Source organism: Alkaliphilus sp. B6464 (genome assembly GCF_018141165.1).
GTDB lineage: Bacteria > Bacillota > Clostridia > Peptostreptococcales > Natronincolaceae > Alkaliphilus_B.
In genome coordinates, this window is the sequence record NZ_CP058557.1 from 3,305,616 (window position 1) to 3,325,475 (window position 19,860).

At 31.7% G+C, this 19,860-nt stretch carries 18 protein-coding genes, 1 riboswitch and 1 other annotated feature; of the genes, 4 read left to right on the plus strand and 14 right to left on the minus strand.

Going from position 1 to position 19,860, the window contains the following annotated elements; all coding sequences use genetic code 11:
- Positions 1-14: 14 nt before the first annotated feature.
- Both HYG84_RS16820 and HYG84_RS16825 read right to left on the minus strand, forming a co-directional pair.
- Complete coding sequence (locus HYG84_RS16820) at positions 15-1,067, minus strand: copper amine oxidase N-terminal domain-containing protein (RefSeq protein ID WP_212379263.1); 1,053 nt, start codon at positions 1,065-1,067, stop codon at positions 15-17.
- A 106-nt stretch (positions 1,068-1,173) separates the two neighbouring features.
- The gene (locus HYG84_RS16825) at positions 1,174-2,046 is read right to left on the minus strand and encodes a LysR family transcriptional regulator (RefSeq protein WP_212379265.1); all 873 of its coding nucleotides are present in this window, start codon (positions 2,044-2,046) and stop codon (positions 1,174-1,176) included.
- Positions 2,047-2,158: 112 nt separating this feature from the next.
- Between HYG84_RS16825 and HYG84_RS16830 the strand changes: the two genes are divergently transcribed.
- Positions 2,159-3,493 (plus strand): MATE family efflux transporter, encoded by a 1,335-nt coding sequence (locus HYG84_RS16830; protein WP_212379267.1) that lies wholly within the window; start codon positions 2,159-2,161, stop codon positions 3,491-3,493.
- 188 nt (positions 3,494-3,681) lie between these two features.
- Positions 3,682-4,299, plus strand: a complete 618-nt coding sequence (gene ytaF / locus HYG84_RS16835; protein ID WP_212379269.1) for a sporulation membrane protein YtaF — start codon at positions 3,682-3,684, stop codon at positions 4,297-4,299.
- Between the two features lie 6 nt (positions 4,300-4,305).
- Here the strand turns inward: ytaF and HYG84_RS16840 are convergent, their stop codons facing one another.
- The 7 genes from HYG84_RS16840 to nuoE form a co-directional block, all read right to left on the minus strand.
- Positions 4,306-5,004, minus strand: a complete 699-nt coding sequence (locus tag HYG84_RS16840) for an ABC transporter ATP-binding protein (protein ID WP_212379272.1) — start codon at positions 5,002-5,004, stop codon at positions 4,306-4,308.
- Entirely contained in the window at positions 4,985-5,743 is a 759-nt protein-coding gene (locus HYG84_RS16845) for an ABC transporter permease (RefSeq protein ID WP_212379274.1), read from the minus strand. Before HYG84_RS16845 ends, HYG84_RS16840 begins: the two co-directional genes overlap by 20 nt.
- The gene (locus tag HYG84_RS16850) at positions 5,718-6,743 is read right to left on the minus strand and encodes an ABC transporter substrate-binding protein (protein ID WP_212379276.1); all 1,026 of its coding nucleotides are present in this window, start codon (positions 6,741-6,743) and stop codon (positions 5,718-5,720) included. The genes HYG84_RS16845 and HYG84_RS16850 overlap by 26 nt, the downstream gene beginning before the upstream one ends.
- A 35-nt stretch (positions 6,744-6,778) precedes the next feature.
- The gene (locus tag HYG84_RS16855; RefSeq protein ID WP_212379278.1) at positions 6,779-7,024 is read right to left on the minus strand and encodes a TM1266 family iron-only hydrogenase system putative regulator; all 246 of its coding nucleotides are present in this window, start codon (positions 7,022-7,024) and stop codon (positions 6,779-6,781) included.
- A gap of 174 nt (positions 7,025-7,198) precedes the next feature.
- Positions 7,199-8,935, minus strand: a complete 1,737-nt coding sequence (locus HYG84_RS16860) for an NADH-dependent [FeFe] hydrogenase, group A6 (protein WP_212379281.1) — start codon at positions 8,933-8,935, stop codon at positions 7,199-7,201.
- 25 nt (positions 8,936-8,960) lie between these two features.
- The gene (locus tag HYG84_RS16865; protein WP_212379283.1) at positions 8,961-10,826 is read right to left on the minus strand and encodes an NADH-quinone oxidoreductase subunit NuoF; all 1,866 of its coding nucleotides are present in this window, start codon (positions 10,824-10,826) and stop codon (positions 8,961-8,963) included.
- 20 nt (positions 10,827-10,846) lie between these two features.
- Positions 10,847-11,344: an NADH-quinone oxidoreductase subunit NuoE gene (gene nuoE, locus HYG84_RS16870; RefSeq protein ID WP_249168667.1), complete on the minus strand. Its 498-nt coding sequence runs from the start codon at positions 11,342-11,344 to the stop codon at positions 10,847-10,849.
- Between the two features lie 229 nt (positions 11,345-11,573).
- Positions 11,574-11,780: a binding site (T-box leader), on the plus strand.
- A 69-nt stretch (positions 11,781-11,849) separates the two neighbouring features.
- On the opposite strand from nuoE, the gene tyrS reads away from it, so the two are divergent.
- On the plus strand, positions 11,850-13,079 hold the full coding sequence (gene tyrS, locus HYG84_RS16875; protein WP_212379285.1) for a tyrosine--tRNA ligase: 1,230 nt from the start codon (positions 11,850-11,852) through the stop codon (positions 13,077-13,079).
- A 119-nt stretch (positions 13,080-13,198) separates the two neighbouring features.
- Here the strand turns inward: tyrS and HYG84_RS16880 are convergent, their stop codons facing one another.
- Complete coding sequence (locus HYG84_RS16880; RefSeq protein WP_212379287.1) at positions 13,199-14,968, minus strand: 5'-nucleotidase C-terminal domain-containing protein; 1,770 nt, start codon at positions 14,966-14,968, stop codon at positions 13,199-13,201.
- A gap of 280 nt (positions 14,969-15,248) precedes the next feature.
- Positions 15,249-16,088, minus strand: a complete 840-nt coding sequence (locus tag HYG84_RS16885) for a Cof-type HAD-IIB family hydrolase (RefSeq protein WP_212379289.1) — start codon at positions 16,086-16,088, stop codon at positions 15,249-15,251.
- A 141-nt stretch (positions 16,089-16,229) separates the two neighbouring features.
- On the opposite strand from HYG84_RS16885, the gene HYG84_RS16890 reads away from it, so the two are divergent.
- A complete protein-coding gene (locus HYG84_RS16890) occupies positions 16,230-16,652 on the plus strand; it encodes a Fur family transcriptional regulator (RefSeq protein WP_212379291.1) in 423 nt (140 codons plus the stop codon).
- A 12-nt stretch (positions 16,653-16,664) separates the two neighbouring features.
- On the opposite strand, the gene HYG84_RS16895 is transcribed toward HYG84_RS16890, so the two are convergent.
- From HYG84_RS16895 to HYG84_RS16905, 3 genes are read right to left on the minus strand one after another with little or no spacing between them, the layout of a single operon-like run.
- Positions 16,665-17,456, minus strand: coding sequence for a heme ABC transporter ATP-binding protein (locus tag HYG84_RS16895; RefSeq protein ID WP_212379293.1), 792 nt, complete (start codon positions 17,454-17,456; stop codon positions 16,665-16,667).
- An 11-nt stretch (positions 17,457-17,467) separates the two neighbouring features.
- The gene (locus HYG84_RS16900; protein ID WP_212379295.1) at positions 17,468-18,505 is read right to left on the minus strand and encodes a FecCD family ABC transporter permease; all 1,038 of its coding nucleotides are present in this window, start codon (positions 18,503-18,505) and stop codon (positions 17,468-17,470) included.
- A gap of 50 nt (positions 18,506-18,555) precedes the next feature.
- Positions 18,556-19,530, minus strand: a complete 975-nt coding sequence (locus tag HYG84_RS16905) for an ABC transporter substrate-binding protein (protein WP_212379297.1) — start codon at positions 19,528-19,530, stop codon at positions 18,556-18,558.
- Positions 19,531-19,641: 111 nt separating this feature from the next.
- A riboswitch (cobalamin riboswitch) is annotated at positions 19,642-19,815 on the minus strand.
- Positions 19,816-19,860 lie beyond the last annotated feature (45 nt).

The following is a 19,860-nucleotide window of genomic DNA, read 5'->3' on the forward strand; positions in this document are numbered from 1 at the left end:
AATTAATTAACAGATTACTCCATTACTTCTGCATTATCTATTACAATTTGTCCCTCAAACACATATGCATTATTCATACGTACTACTTCCTTGAAAAAACTTAGAGGGACGAAGGTTGTTCCTTCCACTAATTCTGGAGCAGTTCCTAATTCAATAGGAGCAGTTCTCATATAAATATAGTTATCCTCGCCTACTTTTAAAGAAATTCCTTTGCCAAGCATAATGCTTTGCGACTCGTTATCCCAGTTTACATCAAATTCTAAAGCTTCAGCAATTCCACGAAGTGGAACCATAACAGTACCATCTTCATTAGTATAAGCTGCTGGAGCGTCTATTTTCTCGTCATTAACAACGATATCCATAGTGGAAACATCACCTATTACTGTACCTGTTTCCTCTTCTGGTAACTCAAGACTAGGATGCACTGGCTGTTCAAACAATACAACTATTTTAATTGGATTAGTTTGTGCAGGAATGCTTTTTGTAGAAACATCGTAAGTCACTACAAGTTTTCTATTTTCAAGGTCGCCTTCAAAAGGTTCACCATCTTCTAAAATAATCTCTGTATCGTCAGAAATATTTAGTTTTAATAAATTATCAGCACTAATTAAATCTTTATTAAATACATCAACTTTAATATTTTGATCTTTGTTTTCAACAGCTACAACTTCAGCGTTGTATTGTGCTGGGTAAATCATAATCATTGGTGCATTAGCTTTATAAAAGCCAGTTATTGTAGATCCTACAGCAATTTCAGCATCATCTACAATATAAGTATCCTTAGATATTACTATATTTGCTAACGATCCTTGTTCACCTTCTACCAATACAAATTTTGATCCTTCTACACCTTCAAAGTCTCTTATTTCTTTAACTACTCCACTAAAAGAATTAAAATAAGATTCTTCTCCTTCATTTAGTTTCTCTCTTATTGGCATGATTTCTTTAATTTTCCCAGAATCATTTATAGCTTTTAAATCTCCTGTGTTATTTGCAAAAACTGTAAATCCAGAAATAGATACAATTGTTAGGGATAAAAATCCTGCAAGTGCCTTTTTATATTTCATAATATTTCTCTCCTTTTCAAGTTTGTTTGTGTTACATTTTATTAGACGCAAAAAAAATAAATAGGTTCCAATAAATTATTAAATTTTTGCTAACATGTTATATACTTTAATAGTCTCCAGTAATTTCATTTAAAAAATTGGTTGCTACAGCGGATAAAGTAACATTCTCAAGAGTTATTATTGCAATCTTTGTATATAATGACTGATTATCTATAATTTTATATTTTAAATTATTAGCAAGTACAAGATTTTTAGAGGATATTGGGACAATAGCAATACCAAGTCCAGAATTTGCCCATAAAAGAGAAGTCCTGGAATCATCATTTATACAGAAAATATAAGGATTAATTTCTAGCTTCTGAAATGCTGAAGTTATTATATTTTCAAATCTACGATAAATAATAAGAGGTTTTCCATCAAGCTCCTCTATCGATATCCTATCTCCTAACTTATCTAGATCATAATCATTGCTATATGCAGCTATCATTGGTTCACTTTTTAAATAGATAGTTTCAAGACCTGTTGTTTCAAATGGTGTTCTTACCACTCCAATTTCAATCACTCGTGAAAACAATAGGTCTATAATTTTAGGTGTGATGCCTTCATAGAGTTCATATTTAATTTTATTATACTTTTTATAGAATTTTAAAAGATTATTTTCTAATAAATCAGCGGATATAGCAGATATAGATCCAAGCTTTAATGTTCCTTTAAACCCGCTTTCACTATCTTCTAACTCTTTTTTTATCGAATGCTTCAATTCAAGCATAATCTTTGCTTTAGTAAAAAGAATTTCGCCTGCATCAGTAAGAGCTATTTTTCTTGGTCCTCGATGAAATAATTTGGCATTTAACTCTTCTTCAAGTTGTTTTATTTGCTTACTAAGGGCAGGTTGTGCAATATGTAGTTTTTTTGATGCAGCTGTAATATTTCCTTCGTTTACTACAGTAACAAAGTATAGAAGTTGCTTTATATCCATAGATTACTCTCCCTATATAAAAAAGTATATACATTCTATAATATATTAATATTTTCATTATATATTTATTCATGCTAGACTACAATAGATTAGAGCTTAAGGAGTGATACTTATGGTAATTGATATGACCAAGGAAAATCCAACTAAAGCTATATTAACATTTGCATTTCCTATTTTAGTTGGAAATTTATTTCAGCAATTATATAATATTGTAGATTCTGTCGTAGTTGGAAGATTTATAGGAAAAAATGCACTAGCTGCAGTAGGCTCATCATTTATGTTAATGAACTTTTTTTCTTACATAATAATCGGCTTATGTTTAGGTGCTTCAGTTGTTTATTCGCATTTTTTTGGGGAAAAAAATTATTCAAGTCTTAAAAAAACAATATTTATATCATTTTCTACAATAAGTATTTTTACAGCTATACTTTCAATTTTACTAGTAGCAAGTACAAAACATATGCTGTTACTTATAAAAACACCTCAGAGTATACTTGAAAGTTCCAAAAGCTATTTGCAGATTATTTTCGGAGGACTTATATTTATTTTTCTTTTTAATGCCTGTTCAGCCTTACTAAGATCTATAGGTGATTCAAGAACTCCCTTATACTTTTTAATATTAGCAGCTATAATTAATATTGTATTAGATTTAGTCTTTGTTATAGTTTTTGATATGGGTGTGGTAGGAGTCGCTCTTGCTACAATAATTGCCCAAGCCGTTTCTTCAATTTTATGTTTAATCTATGCATTTATGAAGATACCCATTATTAGAATATCTCGTGAAGATATGGTTTTTGATAAAAATATAGCACTAATGGTAGGTAGATACGGTTTTCTTACATCAATTCAACAATCTATAATGACATTTGGAATGGTGTGTGTTCAAGGTCTTGTAAATACATTTGGACCTGATACTATTGCGGCGTTTACTGCAGCAGGTAAAATAGATTCTATAGCATATTTACCTGTTCAAGACTTCGGAAATGCATTTTCCACTTATATTGCACAAAATAAGGGAGCGAAAAATGCATCTAGAATAATTGAAGGGGTAAAATCTGCTTCTCGCACAATAATAATATTTTGTTTAATATTATCTGTAATAATTTTTGTAAGTTCTAGTAATCTAATGAGAATATTTGTTAATGCAAATGAAGTAAATGTAATTAATTTAGGAGTAGAATATTTATCTGTAATATCTATGTTCTATGTATTAATAGGATTCCTGTTTATGTTTTATGGATTTTTTAGGGGGATCGGAGCATTAAGAGTATCTCTAATACTTACAGTAATTTCTTTAGGCACTAGGGTAATTATGGCCTACACACTTTCGAGCATGCCACAGATAGCTCAACGAGGAATATGGTGGTCTGTTCCTATAGGCTGGGCCCTTGCAGATACTATCGGCTTCATAACATATAGGAAAATGAAAAAAAATGAATTACTCTAATAAATAAAAGGTAAAGCATATGAAATTTAACTTCATTGCTTTACCTTTTTTACATATTTAAACCTTTAGAATGTAACCATTACATAAGTAAATGAATAACATGTTACCAGTTAGTTAAATAAAAATCTGACCCTATACTATTAGTATGCAAAATATTATTTTTTGTTTTGCTAAAAAGGAGTGGTACTATGACAGAATCTATATTATTAGTACTGGCATTGTCCTTAGATGCATTCGTAGCCAGTATAGCTTATGGAACAAATAAAATAAAAATACCATTTATATCAGTAGCTATTATTAATATAGCTTGTTCATCCGTACTTGCATTTTCTATATTTTTAGGATCTATAGTAAAAAAAATAATACCAGTAAACATAACATCAGTCTTTAGCTTTTTAATATTACTGTTTTTAGGTGTATTTTATTTATTCCAAAGTTTAATTAAAGCTTATATTGCAAAGCCTTCGAATCAGAATAAAGAAGTACAACTAAAGATGTCTGATTTAATAATTAATATATATATTGATGGAACTAGTGCCGATTTTGATAATTCTAAATACCTTAATCCTAAAGAGGCTATTTATCTTGCTATAGCTCTTTCTTTGGATTCACTAGCTGCCGGATTCGGTAGTAGCTTAGGAAACATTAATTATATTCAGGTAATACTTTTTTCTTTATTTTGGGGTATGATAGCTATCTGGCTAGGCGTATTTATAGGTAAAAAATTTGCCGAAAAGCTCGACATTAATATATCTTGGCTGTCTGGAGTACTTTTAATCATTTTAGCAATAAAAAATCTAATATAAAAAATATTAATTTTTTATTTTTATCATTTCTTTAACTTCATTTAAAAAGGATTCTTTATCTTCAATAGAATAGGTCTTTGCTGAAGAAAAATACGGATTTGTAAAAGTATCTAATCTCCTTGTAGGCTTGTTAGAAAAAATATGGATATAATTACCTAGTTGTATAGCCTCTTCTAAACTATGTGTAACAAGCAGTACAGTTAATTCTTTTTCCTTTTGAACTCGAAGAAACAAATTTATTGTTTCTTCTTTTGTTTGGATATCTAAAGATTTAAATGGCTCATCCATTAATAGTAAAGAAGCAGGATAAAGAAAAGCTCTTAGAAGATTAACCCGTTGACGAAGTCCACCACTAAGTTGACTGGGACGATATTTCAAATACTCAGAAAGTCCTAAGGCTTTTCCATAATCCAGCAATCGCTCCTTTTCTACTTTTCCACTTGATGCATACAGAATATTTTTTTCAACGTTCCTCCATTCTAGAAGGCGTTCTTCTTGAAAAACATATGCTATTTTATGCTGGGTTATACCATTTATATAACCTTCAAAATCCTTATCTAAGCCTGCAATAATCTGGAGTAAAGTGCTTTTTCCACAACCAGAAGGACCTAGAATTACATTAATTTGTTTAGGATATATAGTTAAGCTAATTTTATCTAAAATAAGGGTTTCCCCAAACCTCTTTTCAATATTTAAGATTTCCATTTTTATCGCCGCCCAATCGCTTCATGATTTTTTCTAGTATTATATTTATAATCACCATAATTATTAGCCAAGCTAAAACTCCTGAAGTGTTTAGATAGTTCTTTTCTTTATAAATCGCACCTCCAATAGATAATTTAGGGTGACTTAGCACTTCGCCTGCTACCACGGACTTAAATACCAGACCAAAGGCGGTTGAAAGGCTATTCCCTAATCCCCTAAAAATAATTGGCAAATACAAATCTTTTATTTGATAAACTGCCGATACATTGTAGATCTTTGTCATGTGTAAAAGTTTTACATCAATGTATAAAAGAGAATTAATAACTCCCTCATACAAAAGTGGAAATACCATTAAAAATCCAACTATAGCTGGAGCTTTTTCACTACTTGACCATATTAGTATTAATAGTATAATAGCAACCACTGGTACGACTTTTAAAAAATAAAGTATAGGTGTTAGTAAATTTCTAACTACAGGTAGCAAATAAGCTATAATTCCAGCTAAAAGAGCACAGGCTAAAGCAATTATAAAGCTAGCTATGACTCGCCTTAATGTATGAAAAATTACAATATAGGCAGGTTTAGATTTTAATATCTCCAAAAGAGAGTACATTACCTCTTCTGGAGATGGTATAAGCACACTTTGATTTACTACCTTAGATAACCATGACCAAACCAACAGAAAGCTTATGCCATATATTACGAATACAATATTATTTCGTAAAGAAGATACCTTCATTAGGAAGTTTACCCCCTATTGTTTTAGGTTCAAATTCAAACAAAACATTAACATACTTCATATATACATCCTTCATTTGATTACCTGAAATGAAGTTTAAATTCATTCTTTTTATTGAGTCTTTATTTAAGATATCCGTAGGTATTGTAATACCTACTTCTATTCCATACTTCTCTAATTCTTGCGGATAGTCTATTGCCCACTTAACTGAGTTATTATACTCATCTAAAAATGAATTCACAAATTCAGGATGATTATTTAATAGTTCCTTTTTTACTATAAGTACTGTTTGAGGAAATCCAAGATCAGATTTTGTGACTTTGGCAAATAGTTCATTAAGGCTAAATTGAATTTTTGCAGTCGGATCCTTTGATAAAATAGTACTAATCATAGGTTCTGGAGCTAATATAATCTCTGCCTTTTTTGAAAGAAATGCAGGTGCTAGTTCCGTTGCACCACCCATATAATTTATTGTAATATCCTCCAACGGATCTATACTATTTGACTTTAGTACATATTGGAAAACAATATCTGGTGTTAGGCCTTTCCCTATAGTTGTAATTTCTCTTCCTTTAAGATCCTCTAAAGAATGGATGGTTTCCCTGGATACAACGTATAAATTCCCAAATCCACTCAAAGCACCTATCAAATAGCTTTCTCCCTGATTATAAACTATGGAAGCTAAGTTAGAAGGAACTATAGCAATATCTAATTCCTTATTCATAACCTTAGAAACAATTAAATCTGACCCTTTAATTAGGTCATAATCGACAGTGATATTTTCTTTAAATAGAGGTGTTTCTTTTGCAAGTTTTGCAATGCTTAGAGCAGGAATGCCATCAACAAAACCAATACTAACTTCAATAGAATCTGGTGCAATTTCTGTTTCTTCATTGTTTGTAGTTTGTTTTCCTGTTTTATCGTTAGGGGTACAGCCTGTTAAGAACATAGATAGAAACAAAATACATGCCAATAAATAAAATGGAAACTTCTTTTTCACAATAATCACTCCCTATAATAATATTCGGCATTTTATTAGGATTTTGTCAATGCGGTTTTTACACTTATTCCAGTTATTTTACCTAATTTTCCTGTCATAGCACTTATTTGATCTGTATTCCCATCTACCGTTAAAGAAATGATAGATACTCCTCGGTCTCTATAGGGTATACCCATTCTACCTACTATGATATGTGCATAATCATGGAGTATAGTATTTACCTTTGATGCAATATTAATATCTTCAACTACTATGCCTACTACTCCCAATCTTTTATCCATATAATCCCTCCCCTAGAATACAGATTATGCCCTCTAACAAAAGTTAGAAGGCATAATAGCAATAATATATTATACATTCCCTTTTGCTCAGAAAATCTTTGCACTTAGGATTCTATATTGAATTTAATACTATAGTATCGGAAGCTTCCAATACTACAGAATAAATACTATTTTCTATTTCCAAAACTTCTCTCTTTTAACATAATGAGTGTGTAAATATTTATGACTTGTTTCTGAATTGGGTTCGCCTAAAAATTCTTCGTACAGTCTAGTAATATAAGGATTTTTATGTGATTTTCTTAATACCTTTGCTTCATCCTCATCATATATTGCCTTAGCTCTTTGTAGTCTTATATCGTTATCCATTTTATAATCCGCATTAATTATCGGTTGACCGCCTCCTGTTACACAACCTCCAGGACAAGCCATTATTTCTATAAAGTGATATTCTTTTTCACCCGACTTTATCATTTCCATAACTTCTCTTGCATTGCCAAGACCATGTGCTATTACTGAGTTTATTGTAAGTCCATTCGGCAGATCTATTTGTGCCTCCTTAATACCTTCTATACCCCTAACTATATTGTAATCTACTGTCTCTAATTCCTTACCAGCTAGTATTTCAAACACAGTTCTTAAGGCAGCTTCTGCAACTCCTCCTGTAACTCCAAATATTACACCTGCTCCTGTAGATTCTCCAAAAGGATTGTCAAAATCTTCTTCCGGCAAATTTACAAAGTCTATTCCCACTTCTTTTATCATCCTTGCTAACTCTCTAGTGGTCAAAACATAATCCACATCCTGCATACCTTCCATAGACAATTCTTCCCTTGCACTTTCAAACTTTTTAGCTACACATGGCATTATGGATACATTAACTATATTTTCAGGATCGATTCCCATTTTTTGAGCAAAATAACTCTTTATCAATGCACCTTCCATTTGATGTGGAGATTTACATGTCGATAGATTATTAAGCATATCGGGATAAAAATGCTCTATAAATTTTACCCATCCTGGACAACAGGAAGTCATAAGCGGTAGATTTTCACCAGATTGTAACCTATTTATTAATTCTGTACCTTCTTCCATTATAGTTAAATCCGCTGTAAAGTCAGTGTCAAATACTTTATCAAATCCTAATCTTCTAAGTGCCGCTACCATTTTTCCTGTAACTCTAGTTCCTTTTGACATTCCAAATTCTTCCCCTAAGGCAGATCTAATGGCTGGAGCTGTTTGAACTACTACATATTTTTCAGGAGATGATATTGCACGCCATACTTCATCAATACTTTCCTTTTCATATAAGGCCCCTACAGGACAGGCTACTATACACTGGCCGCAATTAGTACAAAAAACATCATCTAAGGATTTTACATAAGCAGGAGATACAATAGTATCAAAACCTCTTTCATTAAATCCTATAGCATGAACACTTTGAACCTTAGCACAGGTGTTGACACATCGTCCGCAAAGTATGCATTTTTCAGAATCCCTTGTTATTGAAGGAGATAATGAATCTAAGATTGCCTTTGTTTTTTTACCTTCATATTCTATATCTCTAATATTTAAACTACTTGTCAATGCTTGAAGCTCACAACCTTCATTTCTTATACAAGTTGTACATTCTCTTTTATGATCAGATAGTATAAGTTGTACTACGGTTTTACGTGCTTCTCTAACTTTAGTGGTGTTAGTTTTTATATTCATCCCCTCTTCCACTAAAACGGAACATGATGATACTAATTTGGGTCCTACTTCTACTACACATACTCTACAGCTTCCACTATTATTAACACCTTTTAAATGACACAATGTTGGTATATGCTTTCCTAAACTCCTAGCGGCTTCAAGTATAGTAGTCCCCTTAGGTACCTCAGAGGAAATACCATCAATTGTAAATTTAATCATATTTAATCACTCCTTGTTTTGAATATTAATGAATCTCTATAGCATTAAATTTACATTTACTAATACAAGCTCCACATGTAACGCATATTGATTGGTCTATAGTATAAGGTTTTTTTAATTCTCCGAATATAGCATCTGCTGGACAAACCTTACTACAAACACTACAGCCTATACACTTAGAGTGATTTATCACATAACTTATTAAAGATTGGCATGCTCCTGCTGGGCACTCTTTATTAACATGAGCACTATATTCATTTCTAAAATACCGTAGAGTAGATAGAACAGGATTTGGAGCTGTCTGGCCTAATCCACATAGAGCTGTAGCCTTTATTTCACGAGAAAGATTTTCTAATTTATCTATATCTGCAGTGCTTCCATTTCCTGATGTTATTTTTTCTAATAATTCAAAGAGTCTTCTAGTTCCAATTCTACAAGGTGTACATTTGCCACAAGACTCATCAGCAACAAACTCTAAAAAGAATTTAGCAACATCAACCATACAATTATCTTCATCCATTACTATCATTCCACCAGAACCCATCATAGAGCCAATGGCAATTAAAGTATCATAATCAATAGGTGAATCTAAAAGTTCTGCTGGTATACATCCTCCAGAAGGTCCTCCAGTTTGAACTGCCTTAAATTTCTTATTGTTTGGTATTCCGTCCCCTATTTCGTATATAACATCTCTTAAAGGTGTCCCCATTGGTATTTCTACTAATCCTGGATTATTTATTTTACCCCCAAGTGCAAAAACCTTAGTGCCAGGACTCTTTTCGGTACCTATAGACTTAAACCACTCATGCCCTTTTAATATTATTTGAGTTATATTCGCAAAGGTCTCAACGTTATTTATTAATGTTGGTTTTCCCCAAAGTCCACTATTAGCTGGGAAGGGTGGTTTTTGAGTTGACACTCCTCTTTCTCCTTCTATTGAATGTATAAGAGCAGTTTCTTCGCCGCATACAAAGGCTCCAGCACCTAGTCTTATTTCTAAATCAAAATCAAAATTAGTTCTAAATATTTTTTGACCTAATAATCCATATTCCTTCGCCTTAATTATAGCCTTATCTAATCTCTTAACTGCCATAGGGTACTCTGCCCTTACATAAATATATCCTTTATTTGCACCTATAGCATAACCCGCTATTGTCATGGCTTCCAACACCGTATAAGGATCACCTTCCAATATGGATCTATCCATAAATGCTCCTGGATCTCCCTCATCAGCATTACATATTACATACTTCTGATCCCCTTGAGCCTTGGCAGTAAATTCCCATTTTAATCCTGTTGGAAATCCTCCACCTCCTCTACCTCTCAAACCTGATTGTTTTATTAAATCTACTACTTCCTTAGGCTTCATCTCCGATAACACTTTTTCTAAAGCTTTATACCCATCAACTGCAATATATTCATCTATTGACTCAGGATCTATTACACCGCAATTTTTAAGAGCGACTCTAAATTGTTTTTTATAAAAATCTACATCGTTTAAGGATTTATATATTTTGTGTTCCTCATCTTGAGATAAAAGTATATTATATTCCTCTACAACCTTACCTTCTTTAATATGTTGATTTACTACTTTCTTAGCTTTTTCAGGAGTCATTTCAACATAAGTAATCTTATCTTCCCCTGGCATAATAACTTCAACTATAGGCTCTAGCCTACAAACACCAATACATCCTGTTTGTGCAACAGTTACATCAGCAATATTCAGATTTCTTACTTCTTCCATTATTGTATCTAACACTAGATTTGCACCTGCAGCTATTCCACAAGTGGCCATACCAACTACTATTCTTGGATTAGTTCTATCCTGTCCTTGGTTAACTAGCATTTTAGTACTTTGCCTTATTTCATTTAATTCTTCAATAGACTTCATTATTTATCCCCCCTTTGGCCTTATTCAAAATCCTTTAATATCTTTGGAATATCATTAGGGATTACCCTTCCATATACCTTTTCATCTATCATTATTACTGGTGCTAATCCACAAGCACCTATACATCTTGTTGATTGCAAGGTAAACTTACCATCCCTAGTTGTCTTTCCTACTTTTACTTCTAACTCCTCACTTAATCTATCTAGAATTTTTTGAGCACCATTAACATAGCATGCAGTGCCTAAACATACACTTACTACATGCTTACCCTTAGGCACCAATGAAAACAAAGAGTAAAAAGAAGCTACTCCATAAATATCAGTTATGGGTACATCTAATTCTTCAGATATAAGCTTTAAAGCCTCCTCTGGAAGATATCCATAAATATCTTGTACCTTATGTAGTGCTGGTATTAATCCTCCTTCCATTTCTTTAAAAGCTCTTAATTCTTCTTTAGCCATAATAAGGCTATTGTTGCTTTCAGCATAATTACAACAACAGTTTTGATTATCCATCATATTAATCCCTCCATCCTTTTTATATTTTAAATTTGTAAAATAATCTTCAATGTCTATCTTAAAATGCTATTAATTTATTATATCAAATTTATTGCATAATTCAATTTAATATTCAGTATATTTAAAATATTTCGCATATTGTTGTAAAAATAACAATATCTTTATTTTATAAAACAGTCTTGTATTATTGACTAATTTATGATATAATAGGGCAAAATATCTACTAACTGTTAAAACATTGAAAGAAATAAGTAGTCCCCATGGTTACAATTCTAGAGAGTAGATCGGCTGGTGAAAGATCTATAGTACATGGTAAGATGAATTACATTCTGGAGTTGTGAAGTTAAAAGCTTCGCCGGTTTCCATCCGTTATAATGGATTGAGGCATCTATTTGATGTAAATTAAGGTGGTACCACGGGTTATCTCGTCCTTTAGGACTAGATAGCCCTTTTATTTTTGTATAGAAAAATATACTTTTTACGAATTTAAAGAGGAGGATTTAAAATGGAAAATGTTTTTGACGTTTTAAAACAACGTGGTTTTGTTAAACAATTTACACATGAAGATGAAATTAGAGAGATGTTAGGTAAAGAGAAAGTTACTTTCTATATAGGTTTTGACCCAACAGCAGATAGCTTACATGTAGGTCATTTTGTACAGCTCATGGCTATGGCACATCTTCAAAAAGCAGGGCATAGACCTATATTCTTGGCAGGTGGTGGTACTGGAATGATTGGGGACCCATCTGGAAGAACTGATATGAGGCAAATGATGACCCCAGAAACAATTCAGCATAATGTTAATTGTTTTATTGAACAAAGTAAAAGATTAATCGATTTATCAGAAGGTAACGCCATTGTAGAAAACAATGCTAATTGGTTATTGGACTTAAACTATGTTTCCTTTATTAGAGAAATAGGTAGACACTTCTCTGTTAATAGAATGTTAACAGCAGAATGCTTTAAAAATAGAATGGAAAAAGGATTATCTTTCTTTGAATTTAACTACATGATTATGCAATCCTATGATTTTTTAGAGTTATTTAGAAAATATGGTTGTCGTCTGCAATTAGGTGGAGATGATCAATGGTCGAATATTATTGCAGGTGCTGACTTAATTAGAAGAGTTGAAGGTGAATCTGCATATGGAATGACCTTTACACTACTAACTACAAGTGAAGGTCAAAAAATGGGCAAAACTCAATCTGGAGCAGTTTGGTTAGATCCTAAGAAAACATCTCCTTTTGAGTTCTACCAATACTGGAGAAATGTTGCAGATGCTGATGTTGAAAACTGTCTTTCTCTACTTACTTTTTTACCTATGGATGAGGTAAAAAGACTAGGTTCTCTTGAGGGTGCTGAAATAAACAAAGCCAAAGAGGTTCTTGCCTTTGAAGTTACAAAGTTAGTACATGGAGAAGAAGAAGCTAAAAAAGCAGAAGAAGCTGCAAAATCCCTATTTGGTGAAGGTGCTCTAGGTGGATCTGTTCCATCAACTGAGATTTCTAAAGGTGAATTTACAGATGGTATAGACGTTATTACTCTACTATCTAAAGCTGAGTTGATTCCATCTCGTGGAGAAGGTAGACGTCTAATACAACAAGGTGGAATAGTTATTAATGATAGGAAAATAACTGATATTAATACTTTAGTCACACTTGATTTCTTTAAAGATGATACATTAATGATTAAAAAAGGTAAAAAAACTTACCATCAAATTAGATTAATCGACTAAAAATATTTAATGCTAATATAATCTATGTATTAAAGATTTTAGCTATATAATGAATATTTAAAAGGAGTAATGGAAATCCACTACTCCTTTATTTGTTATTATGCTAAGTTTTATTTTTATTAGCTAGCAGGAATTATTATTTTTTGTCCTGGGAAAATTAAATCTGCATTTTTAATATTATTGATTTTTTGTAATTCTTGCCAAGTTACATTGTGTTTAATAGCAATCTTTGATAACCAATCTCCTGACTTAACAATATAAACAATAGGTTCTTTTACAACTGGTTTTACTACCTCTTCTTTTACTTCTTTTACTTCTTCTACTACTTCTACTCGCTCTTCTTTTTGTTCTTCTACTTCTTTAACTAAAATTCGTCCTTCTAATTTAGACTCTACAACTTTCTTTTCTTTTATATAGTTAATTACCGCCTCATCCATAGTCATCATTTCTTGAACTAGTTCTCCAGCAGCAATCATTGTATACCCATCCCCACCAGCAGCAATAAAATCATTAGTAGCCACAGTATATTGTTTATTTAAGTCCAAAGGATCTCCATTTACGGTTATATCTACAACACGATCTCCTACTGGTTTAGAAAGATCAATTGCATATTTCATTCCTGCTACATGAGGGAATCCACCTGCTAACTCCGGATAAGATTTTGTCCCATGCTCTAAAGCCTCCTTAATAGCCGCACCATCTAGTTTTTTTACAACTAAAGTATTTCCAAATGGGAATACAGCAACAACATCTCCAGTTGTAATACTACCTGCTTCTATTGAAGTTCTAATCCCTCCACCGTTTACTAATGCAATATCTGCATCTGTCCAGTGTAAGAATATATCTCCAACTAAGTTTCCTAAATTAGTTTCCTTACCTCTTGACACTTCTCTTTCTCCATCTAATCGCACCTTTGCTTCCCCTATTACTTCAGATAAAATTTCATTTTGTCCTTCTGCTATAGATCCAATTAGTTCTTGAACTTCTTCTTCTGGGGCTACTTCTTCAAAATCTTTTTTACTAACTAAACTTGCTGATTTATCAACTATTTTACCTTCTAAAATACTTATTTCAACGACACCTAAGTTTTTACCATAATCACCTGTACTGGCAATAAGTGTATCTTCCACTAATAATCCTTCTTCAAATGTACTATGACTATGGCCATCGATAAAAATATCTATTCCTTTTACTTCTTTTACTACTTTAATACTAGTGTCTACACTCTCTTCATCAATTCCTAAATGCCCAAGAGCAATGATAATATCTGCTTTTTCTTCTTTTAATTTTTCAACCATTTTTGCTGCAATTTCTGATGGATCTTCAAAAACTAATCCTTCAACATTTTTAGGATTAGTTTTATATGTAGTCTCTGGTGTAGATAAACCAAATATCCCTACTTTTATGCCATCTATCTCTTTAATAATATATTTATCTAAAAGATTTTCTCCTTTTTCTGTTTTAATATTTGCTGATATAAAAGGAAAATTACTCATTTTCTCTAGCTCTAATAGTCTTTCATACCCATAGTTAAAGTCATGATTACCTGGAACCATAGCATCATATTTTAAAGCATTCATTGCGTTAATTACACTTTCTCCCTTTTCTAAGGTCGCTATGGATAAACCATGGAATGTATCCCCTGCATCAAGTAATAATGTATTTGGGTTGTTTTGTCTAAAATTATTAACTAATCCAGCAATTTTAGCATATCCAATTTCACTAGAGCTTTCTTGAATTCTTCCATGCAGATCATTAGTATGGAAAATAGTAATTTTGGTAACTACTCCTTCATTAGCATAAGTAAAAATTCCACCTAAGCTGCCCATTACTAAAGTTAGTACCACAAAGAAGATAGCTATCTTCTTTCTTGAAAAAACATTTACCATAATTTTTCAACCCCTTCTTATTTAATATAAAAAAATTCGTCCGATGCTATCGCATCGACTCATTGCGCACTTAAAATTTATTCTAAATTTTCAAGTGCTTAAGATATTACCATCCTTCTACTGCTTTAAATTTTTCTTAATAGTCAAAAAACTTACACTTTCTTAGACTATAAGAAAATACAAGAAAATCTAACACATTATATTTTGTATTAAATTTACTTGTATTATATGAATATTCTATATATTATATTTTTTTCCTTTATTATTCACAAAATATATTTTAGTATTTATTTTTTATATTTAAAATAAGTTTTTCTATACCCTTTGCTACCCCATTGTCATTATTAGAAGTAGTAACATAATGAGCTTGCTTTTTAACGTACTCTTCTCCATTTTCCATCGCAACAAATGTACCTACATAATACTTCATTGACAAATCATTAAAATTATCTCCAAAAGCAATAATTTCTTCAGGCTCCACTTTATAAATTTTTCTTAACATCTCAATTCCTTTTCCCTTGGATACTCCCCTGCTCATAACTTCTAAGTTGTTATACCATGATTTATCAATAGTAATACTATTAATTCCTTCTAACTCTTTTTTTATAATATCCATTTTTGTATCATCATCATCAACGGCCATTAGCTTTAATATATTTATATTGTTACTTTTAAAGTAACCAATAGTATCTTCTAATTTTTCTATAGAAATTTTATTTTCATCACTTTGATCTTCATTCCAGGCATTATATATTGAAGAGCTAAAGCCTAATTTTTCAACATATATTTTTTCCTCATCATATATATGAAAATAAACATTATACTTTTTAAAAACTTCTATAACCTTTAAAGCGTCCTCTTTATCTATTGGATTAATATCAAGAACTTCATTACTATTAGCATCTCTGACCAAAGCACCATTACACGCAATAATAGGCGCTTTAATACCTAATAATCTTGCATAAAACCTTGCAGATGTAAATATTCTACCAGTAGCTATAGCAACCTGGATTCCACTATCCAGGGCTTTCTTTAAAGCCTTTTGATTTTCTATGCTAACTTCTTTATTGCTATTAAGTAATGTACCGTCCATATCTAGTACTATAAGCTTATATTTCATTGTAATCCTCCTTCAATAATGTAAAAAATAAAATTTTCTGGAACTTTTTACATATATTATATTGACAAATAATTAACACTATCCTATAATGAAGATATAATTGTATATAATAATTATTATTATTTTAAGGTGGTGCATATTGTGGATATTTTAATAAAAGAGCTTAAATCTAATAGTTGTAAAATTACGCCTCAACGTATGGCAGTATATCAAACTGTTAAGGAATCTATAGATCATCCTAATGCTGAAGCTGTATTTAAAAAGTTATCTCCTACTTACCCTACTATGAGCTTAGCAACCGTATATAAATCTTTAGAGCTATTTTCTAAGCTAGGATTAATACAGGTAATAAACATTGGAGAAAATAGTTTTCGATATGATGGAAAAACCGAAGAACATCAACATATCATTTGTAGCAATTGTTCAAAGATTGAGGATTTAAATAATGATGTTTTTGAAGATTTAACTATTAAGGTGCAAAATATTTCAAAGTATCAAATTCAAAAACAACAATTATGTTTTTATGGAATCTGCTCTGATTGTATACAAAAGGCTAGTTCTTAATTTTGCTATTCTCTAAAACCTTAAAGTCGATAAAGGAATAACCTGCAAGGAATTGGTATATTCATTTCTATCTACAATCATGTCTATACTATACGCTTTTTGTAAGTTTTCTTTTGTTATTACTTGATCTGGACTTCCCATTATAATTTTTGTACCTTTATGAAGAAGTAGTATTTCTTTACTATAGCGGGCAGCTAAATTTATATCATGAAGTGCCATAATAATAGTTACCCCTTTTTCTTCATTTAATACTTTTAATAGATCTAATATTTCTATTTGATGATGCATATCTAATGCTGCAGTAGGTTCGTCTAACAAGAGAATCTGTGGCTCTTGAGCTAATGCTCTTGCAATAACTACCCTTTGACTTTCCCCGCCACTTAACTGATTTATGCTTCTATCTCTCAAATGCCACGTATTCGTTCTTTCCATTGCTTCCTTTACTACAGCAATATCTTTAAAAGTTTCCTGTTGGAATCTCCCTACATAAGGATTTCTACCCATTAAAACAATTTCATGAACAGTAAAATCATATTCAATATTTGTATTCTGTGGAACTACAGCTATTTCACGAGCTAATTCCTTTAACGGATAACTTTTTAATTCTCTATTATCTAGTAGAACAGTTCCAACTTTAGGCATTAAAGTTGATGCTAAATTTTTTAATAATGTTGATTTTCCTGAACCATTAGGTCCTATCATTGTTATAATACTGCCTTTTGTAATCTTTAAATTAATATCATTTAAGATTACCCTTTCATCGTAAAGAAATACTAAGTCCTTTGTTTCAATACATTTTCCCATACAATAACCACCTATATTGTTCGTTTTGTTTTCCTAAGCAAGTAAATAAAAAAAGGCCCTCCTGCTAAAGCAGTAATAATACCAACAGGCACTTCAGTAGGTGCAATAATCGTTCTTGATAAAGTATCTGCAACAATTAAAAATATTCCTCCTACTAGTCCACTAGCAGGTATAAGTATACGATGGTCTGGACCCATAAGTAAACGAACCATATGAGGCACAATAAGACCTACAAAACCGATTATTCCGCTAACAGAAACTAAAAAAGCTGTTATTAATACACTGGTAATTAAAATTACTTTTTTAACCTTTTCTGTTTCAACTCCCATGTTCTGTGCACTATCTTCACCTAATAACATAATATTTAAGTCCTTTGAAAAAATATATATTATGATACTACCCAATAAAACTGGTATTATAGCTATTTGTACATGACTCCATCCTCTTCCTGAAAAACTTCCCATTGTCCAAAAAATAATTGTACTTACATCTCTTGTTGAAATTGTCATTATAAAGGACATTATAGCAGTAAAAAACTGCCCTGTAGCAATTCCTGCTAATAATAATGTAGTTACTGGTACTTTTCCCTTTATTCTAGCCATATTATATACAATTAATGTAGCTAACAAAGCGCCTGCAAACGCAAATATAGATACAATTCCTATACCAAAAAACATTTTATTTAACTTTAGCAAAATAGCTATAGAAGCCCCTAAAGCTGCTCCTGAAGAAGTACCTACTATAAAAGGATCAGCCATAGGATTCTTTAACATTCCTTGAAAAGCTACGCCTACAATTGATAATCCATATCCAACTAGAAAAGAAAGTAATACTCTTGGTAGTCGAATGTTTTGTATAATTGCAATATGAGATTTTTGTATATTTGAAACATCAATATAATCTCCTACTATGGGAATGGTTTTTAAAATGATTTTTATGCTATCAATAATAGTTACATTAGCCACTCCAATAACTAAGGATATAGATATTGTTATCATCAATGTCATTAGTAGTAGTGGAAATATTTTTAGATAATTGTGCTTTTCCATAGACAGTCTGCCTCCATATATATTCCCATTAAAATAGCTAGAATATATTATTAAAATACTTCTGGATGTATAGCCTTTGCAAATAACTCTAAGGCCTCAATTGTTCTAACACCTGGTCTTGATACTATATTAGGATCTAATAACTCTATTTTATCATTTTTAACGGCAGTAATAACATCATAACCTGGTCTAGATTTTATTATATTTTTTAATTCTTTCATTTGCTCAGGATTTAAAGTGAAGTTTTCAGCAGTATGAGCTGGTGCTATATAAATCTCAGGATCTTTTTCCACCATAGCTTCAACACTATATTGAGGATAAGCTCCATCCCCATCAGCTGCAATATTTTCTCCACCAGCTAAAGTAATTAACTCATTTATGAATGACCCTTCACCAGCTGTCATTAAAGGCTCGTCCCAAACTTGATAAAACACTCTTGCTTTCTTCTCATTCTTAGCTTTATCAACAATATTATCTCTTTTTTCCTGCATTTCATTTACTATTTGTTCCGATTCTTCTTCTACACCCATTACTTCACCTAATTGTAATATGGTATTAAAAATTTCATCGATTGTTTCAGGCGAATATAACATTACCGCTATTCCACTTGCCTTTATTTGTTCTATAGACTCAGGAAGGGCTTCGTTATATAGGAATACTACATCTGGATTTAACTCTAATATTTTCTCTACATTTATTGCAAAGGCATTACCTACCTTTTCTTTCTCTAGGGCTTCTATAGGATAATCACAAAAATCCGATACTCCTACAATTTTATCCTCTAATCCTAAAGCAAATAGAATTTCTGTTTGACTAGGCGCAATCGAAACGACTCTTTCTGGTTGCTTCTCTATTGTTACAGAATTTCCAAATCCATCTACAATATCCATAGGATAGGCTGTATTCCCTATATTGTTACCTACATCCCCCTGTAAATTCTCCTTTTGTTCTTTGACACAACCAAATAGCAAGGTTGTTAATAGCATTAATACTACTAAAAATATAGTTGCTTTTGATTTTCTCATAAAAACATCCTCCTCCTATAGTTTCTTACTTCCATTTTAAATATAAAAAATCCCTCACCAAATGGTAAAGGATTTTAAACACACTAACCGTTCACCTATCCCTCCGAAGGCTGCATATGCTAAAACTTGGTAGGTCTCCTGACTCGTGAATCACTTTACTTCAGCACCTTCCCGGTCAAGACCAGTGGTATATTGCTGTTTCATCATCACTTACAGTAGCGGGGGCTGTAATGGATTTTCACCATTTTCCCTTTTAAGCTCAATTGAGCACCGTCAATATTTAGATCGCCTTAATGATATCAAAAAAGAGGAATATTTTCAATTCTTTTT